Here is a 6,000-nt window from a genome sequence, read left to right as displayed (position 1 = left end):
CCTAATTATAAGGTTTTTTTATGCGTTTTTGTATTGATAATTCCTATTATTCTTAGTATTGACACAAGTTGTTTTTTCTTGACTACTTTATAAAAAGTTTATGCAACGCTAGTGTAATTTCCTAGACTATAAAAAAGAGATGCCAAATCGGCACCTCTTTTTTATGCATAAACAGCATAAAGTGGAAATTTTTCAGTTAATGTTTTTACACGTTGTGCAGCTGTCTCTAGCACCTTTTGATCTTCATGATTTTTTAACGTCATTGCCATAATAGACGCTATTTCTTTCATTTCTGACTTGCCAAAACCACGCGTAGTAACTGCTGCTGTTCCTATACGTAAACCACTGGTAACAAACGGACTTTCTGTATCAAAAGGTATCGTATTTTTATTAGCAGTTATTCCAATTGAATCCAATACGTGTTCAGCTACTTTCCCTGTTAAATCTAGTGGAGTAACATCTAATAATAAAAGATGGTTATCCGTACCTCCAGATACGATACGTATTCCTTCAGATTGTAACGCTTCTGCTAGGACCTTGGCGTTTTCAATAACATGCTTACTATACGTTTTAAAAGAATCAGATAATGCCTCTTTAAAAGAAACAGCTTTAGCTGCAATAATATGCATTAACGGGCCACCTTGCATTCCAGGAAATACGGCTTTATCAATTTTCTTAGCAAATGCTTCCTTACACAAAATCATACCGCCTCTAGGACCTCGTAATGTTTTATGTGTTGTCGTCGTAACAAAATCAGCATATGGAACTGGGTTAGGATGTAAACCAGAAGCTACTAATCCAGCAATATGCGCCATATCCACCATTAAATATGCGCCTACTTTGTCAGCAATCTCACGAAATTTTGCAAAATCAATGATTCTTGAATAGGCACTAGCCCCAGCTACGATAAGCTTTGGCTTTTCCTGTTCTGCTATTTTTAAAACAGCTTCATAATCTAGTTTTTCTGTCTCTTCATCAACACCATAATCAACAAAGCGATATAATGTACCACTAAAATTAACTGGACTACCATGTGTTAAATGTCCGCCATGATTCAAATTCATTCCTAGCACTGTATCGCCAGGTTCTAAAACTGTAAAGTAAACAGCCATATTTGCCTGTGCACCAGAATGAGGTTGCACGTTTGCATGATCCGCACCAAACAACTGCTTTGCACGATCTCGAGCAAGATTTTCAGCGACATCTACGTGTTCGCATCCTCCATAATACCGTCTTCCCGGATAACCTTCTGCGTACTTATTCGTAAGTACAGATCCCATCGCTTCCATTACTGCTTCTGACACAAAATTTTCAGAAGCAATTAGTTCAATATTATCTTGTTGACGTTTCTTTTCCGCTTCTATTGCTTGAAAGATTTCGATATCAGCTTGTTTGACATAGTCCATTTGATTACCCCCTTTTATGTATAATTCTATTGTAGCTTGAAACGGTTAGAAGAACAAACCCAATTTTTACTTCGTATTCATTGAAAAGAAAGGAACTCTTTCTATATAAGTATTAGAACAGCAAGCGAGTGGCTTAATAATGTCCAAAGATCTCAATACAGTTTTCGCTTATTTAATTAACAGTCTCTGTTCATGGAGTCATGATTATCATCAGGATAGACAGCACGAGCTCCGCCAATTCTTTTCGCACGCGTATAGGCTGCATTAACACGCGCTTCTCCTAAAAATCGTTGTTGAAACCGAAAAGGTACAGCAACTGGTTTCAAATGCATTCCAATCATCGTTTCACCAAAATCTATTCCTGCATGTGCTGCTACATTCTCCACTACCACAGGATCTTCCAATTGTTCAAATGCATAAGCAGCCATCGCCCCTCCGGCTTTTCTAACTGGTATAACGGATACTTCCTCTAATTGAAAATCAATCATCGTGCTTCTTTCCATCACCAATGCTCGATTTAAGTGCTCACAGCATTGAAAACAGAGGCGAATTCCAGTTTTATCTGCCAGTTCCTTTAATGCTTGATAAATAATAATCGCAACCTCTTTCGTTCCTGCCGTTCCAATAGACTTTCCTGCTACTTCACTAGTTGAACATCCAACCACAAATAAATTCCCGCGCTGAAGACGCCCTGACTCTTGCCACTCTTTCTGAATTCCATTCATTTGCACTGTTAATTCTTGATAAAACGACTCTTGCATCAACTTGAAACACCTTTCTTTCGTTATAAAAGAATCTCTAATGAGTGTTGATTTTTTTCATTTCGCACTAACTATTGCACTCCATCTTCATATGTTGTAATTTTACCAATGCGATTATCATGTCGACCGCCATCAAACTCTGTTTCTAACCATACTTTTGCTACTTCACGGGCTAATCCCGGACCAACTACCCTTTCTCCCATAGCAAGTACATTCGTGTCATTATGTTGCCTTGTTAACTTCGCACTATATACATCATGTGTAAGTGCACAACGAATGCCTTTTACTTTATTTGCAGCGATAGACATGCCAATTCCAGTTCCACAAATGAAAATGCCACGGTCAAATTCCCCTTTTGCTACACGTTCCGCTGCCGGTAGTGCGTAATCAGGATAGTCAACAGAACCTTCGCAACTACAACCGGCATCCTCAAATTCAATTCCCATTTCAGTTAACAAATCTTTGATTTCGTTTCTAATTGTCATACCTGCATGATCTGCTGTTATGATTACTTTCATTTGCATAAACTCCTTTTTGTCTCTTATTTTATCATGTTCATTCCATTACATCCTAGTTATTACTCACCACTTTATGCGACAAGGACGATTCTAATATTGATATTAGCCTAGATAAAGATTGGCTTCATCGTCAAACTTTGCTAAAACTTACCAAAAAAACAAAAATTAATTTACTGTAAACTGATTAATTTGCTTATTCAAATTTTTAGCCTGTTCTTCCAACGCATGCGCTAATTCATCAATCTGTTCTATTGTGGAAGCTTGTTCATGTATAGAGGCATTCACTTCCTCAGCACCAGCAGATGTCTCCTCAGCTACAGCAGCTACCTCTTGGGATTGCTTTACTGTATTTTGGATGGATTCCAATTGGCGATCGACTAAATCCGTAATTCTGCCAATCTCTGTTGCCACCTCACTTACAGAACTAGACATCTCCGCAATGGAGGAATTTGTTGATTTGCCATTACTTGCTTCCTGTTTTGCATAGGATACATTATCATTAATTTTCCCAACTACCGTTGCAACATCCTCTTGTATAGCAGTAATTAATCCAGAAATTTGCTGCACAGCTTGTGCACTTTGATCTGCAAGCTTCCGAATTTCATCAGCCACTACAGCAAACCCTTTCCCATGTTCTCCCGCTCGAGCAGCTTCAATTGAAGCGTTGAGAGCTAATAAATTCGTCTGTTCAGCTATTTCACCAACAAGTGTAATAATGGTTTCCACTTGTAGCGCATTCTGTTTTAAATGATCCACATCTTTAAGGGAAGCTTCCTGTTCATTGGCAAGTTTTTGAATTCCTTCCACAAGTTGATTAACTGCGACTTTACTGCGCTCTAAAATTTCCATCATGGCGTTCGATTTATGTTTAGAATCACTGGCTTTTCTTTGTACTTCTTCGGCAAGCTCTGTTGACATTTCTACTGCTTCAGCGGTATTTTGAATGGATTCTGATGCGCTTTCTGCTCCTTTAGAAATTTCATCAGCAGATGAACGTATCGACATAGAATGATGGCTTGCTTGTTCCGAAGCCTGTCGAATTTGTACAACAGATTGATTCGTATTTTCAAAATGTTGATCGATATTATGTACAATATTGCGTAAATTTTTTAACATGCTATCAAAAGCCAGTCCTAAAGCTTTTACCTCATCATCTGATTTGGAGATTTCAATAACTTGATTTAAGTTCCCTTTAGCAGCTTCTGAAGCGGCTGCTTCTAGCTTTTCTAATGGCTTTACAATCACTCTTGCAGCAAAAAAAGCGAGAATACCAGACCATATAATACCAAGGATAAACGTCGTTATTGTAAAAAAGTGTTCAGAAACGTCCCAGTAATCCTTTACATAGTCATAAATAAAGTATATAAATATAGCACTTACTGAATACGTTACCAAAGCTAAGCTCGTTGTAAATAGCACGAGTTTTAAGCGCAAACTGAACCGATATTTCTTCTTCTCCATAGATTATTCCCCCGTCTACTTTGTAAGTTTTTTACGAAGCAGATCAATATACTTATCCAACTCATCAAGCGTCTCCTGATAGGTCCGCAAATCTCCACCAAAAGGATCAGAAATATCATAATTGATTAGATTCGCTTCTAGCCTTCGAATATTCACCATGTCTTCGGCTAAATGTTCTTGAATGCGTTGATTGAGAAGAGAATTATCCAGTTTATGCTGATGTTTCTGGATAAATATTGATCTTTTTTCCTCATAATCTGCATATGCTTTTTTTAACTTTTCCCATACTTTTTTATCGGCTTCTAAGACATATTCCTTTAATGTAAAGTACTTATCTTGAAATTGGGGGAAATTCATAATTAACGACTGCTTATGCTGGGTTGTCATTGTTAAGACTACGTCAGCCCAATGAAGTAAATCTTTCGTAACCGGCTGGGAAAGATGGTTCATTTTTATTTGTTTTTGCTTTAAGACTTCAATCGTTTTAGGGTTTGCTTGTTGATCATTGGTTGCAAATATACCAGCTGACTGTACTTCTACTTCCGGAATTTTATGCTTCACTAAGGCTTCAGCCATTGGACTACGACATGTATTACCAGTGCACACAAATAACAATCTCATACTGTTACCTCCGATACTAAACTCTGATATCAATATATCATATCCATCTTTCCTTTCACCAGTTCTTCCCCCTGTATAGAGACGAATGAACAACTTCCTTTAGTAAGAACAAAGGCTCGGGGCGCCCGGTCAGCAACGTAGCGAGTGGAACGAAGCAACTAAAGTTTTAGGAATCATGGTGAGGCGGTGTTGCACGAGCCAATGATGACTTATCGTAGGGCGATTCGTGAAGTCGCCTAGTTTCTGGGCGCTGGAGCCGGACGTGGCTAAATAACTTAGTACGTTTATCTACAGCTGCAAAATTTTATAATTTCCTAGACTATTAGAAAAAACTTGGTATAGAACCAAGCCTTTGCGCAGTTATAAAAAACATGCTTACCGCTAAGTCTTTACTGCAAAACAACGTTGCTAATTTTGTTCGTATAAACTTTAAACTATTGAACCTTCCCTATAGCAGAACAACATGCGAACTATTTCTTATTTATCCGAATAATACATGTAAGCCAAAAGCAATTAAAATACTCCCTCCTAACAGCTCACTATAAGCACCTAAGTAACCTTCTACTCTCCTTCCAAGCAGCATGCCGATCCAAGATAGACAAGCACTTACCATTCCAAATAGCAAAAGTGCTATAGCCGTCTTGACTCCAGAGATACCTAAACTTAACCCAACAGAAAAGCTATCAATACTTAAGCCGAGTGCTAATAAAAGCAATCCGACACCAACTGGTTGAATCATTTTTTTTACGTTCTGATTAAAAGCAGAAAAAAACATTTGGGCGCCAATCCCTACAAGTAACAATCCGCCAGCTAAATTAGTTAAACTACCGATTTGTTCTGATATCATAGTACCAAATAGAATACCTAAAAATGGCATAAGTATATGAAATAGCCCTACTACAACCCCAATGAGCGCTATACGCTTTAAACGAAGACGCTGTAACCCTAATCCTAAACTGACAGAAAAGGCGTCAAGTCCAAGCGCAAAAGCTAGAAATAATAAGGCTGTCACCTCACCAATGTATCCTGACACGTAAACTCCCCCTTGGACATGCTTTTAAACTATATGATGATCTAAGGAGAAATATGTTTGATTTCACTAGCGTTGCATAAATAACATCTAAATTTTCAGATCAAATATTCTTTCTAATAAATCCAAAAAAGTAAATACCCAACTAAAGATGGCACTATCCATTTGGAATATATTCACAATCAGACTAGAGTGACAGTCGC

6 protein-coding genes are annotated in these 6,000 nt (G+C 37.9%); all 6 read right to left on the bottom strand.

Translation table 11 applies throughout. The features are described 5' to 3' along the window. Positions 1–161 precede the first annotated feature (161 nt). On the bottom strand, positions 162–1,406 hold the full coding sequence (locus HLX49_RS09620; RefSeq protein WP_077706417.1) for a serine hydroxymethyltransferase: 1,245 nt from the start codon (positions 1,404–1,406) through the stop codon (positions 162–164). Between the two features lie 176 nt (positions 1,407–1,582). Next, positions 1,583–2,167 carry a TIGR01440 family protein gene (locus HLX49_RS09615; protein ID WP_077706418.1) on the bottom strand — a complete coding sequence of 195 codons (585 nt, stop codon included), beginning with the start codon at positions 2,165–2,167 and terminating at the stop codon, positions 1,583–1,585. Positions 2,168–2,238: 71 nt separating this feature from the next. Further along, on the bottom strand, positions 2,239–2,685 hold the full coding sequence (gene rpiB / locus HLX49_RS09610) for a ribose 5-phosphate isomerase B (RefSeq protein ID WP_077706419.1): 447 nt from the start codon (positions 2,683–2,685) through the stop codon (positions 2,239–2,241). 165 nt (positions 2,686–2,850) lie between these two features. Then, entirely contained in the window at positions 2,851–4,146 is a 1,296-nt protein-coding gene (locus HLX49_RS09605; RefSeq protein WP_296361537.1) for a methyl-accepting chemotaxis protein, read from the bottom strand. A gap of 15 nt (positions 4,147–4,161) precedes the next feature. Further along, complete coding sequence (locus HLX49_RS09600) at positions 4,162–4,767, bottom strand: low molecular weight protein arginine phosphatase (RefSeq protein ID WP_077706421.1); 606 nt, start codon at positions 4,765–4,767, stop codon at positions 4,162–4,164. A gap of 481 nt (positions 4,768–5,248) precedes the next feature. Next, a complete protein-coding gene (locus tag HLX49_RS09595) occupies positions 5,249–5,800 on the bottom strand; it encodes a manganese efflux pump (RefSeq protein ID WP_077706422.1) in 552 nt (183 codons plus the stop codon). Positions 5,801–6,000: the final 200 nt, after the last annotated feature.

It is taken from the genome of Virgibacillus sp., assembly GCF_013393565.1.
Classification (GTDB): Bacteria; Bacillota; Bacilli; order Bacillales; family Amphibacillaceae; genus Virgibacillus; species Virgibacillus dokdonensis.
This window is presented reverse-complemented; position numbering and strand designations above follow the sequence as displayed.

Excerpts from the sequence above, each read along its gene's own strand:
- HLX49_RS09620 (WP_077706417.1), bottom strand. The coding sequence starts at position 1,406 with ATGGACTATGTCAAACAAGCTGATATCGAAATCTTTCAAGCAATAGAA.
- HLX49_RS09615 (WP_077706418.1), bottom strand. The coding sequence starts at position 2,167 with ATGCAAGAGTCGTTTTATCAAGAATTAACAGTGCAAATGAATGGAATT.
- rpiB (WP_077706419.1), bottom strand. The coding sequence starts at position 2,685 with ATGAAAGTAATCATAACAGCAGATCATGCAGGTATGACAATTAGAAAC.
- HLX49_RS09605 (WP_296361537.1), bottom strand. The coding sequence starts at position 4,146 with ATGGAGAAGAAGAAATATCGGTTCAGTTTGCGCTTAAAACTCGTGCTA.
- HLX49_RS09600 (WP_077706421.1), bottom strand. The coding sequence starts at position 4,767 with ATGAGATTGTTATTTGTGTGCACTGGTAATACATGTCGTAGTCCAATG.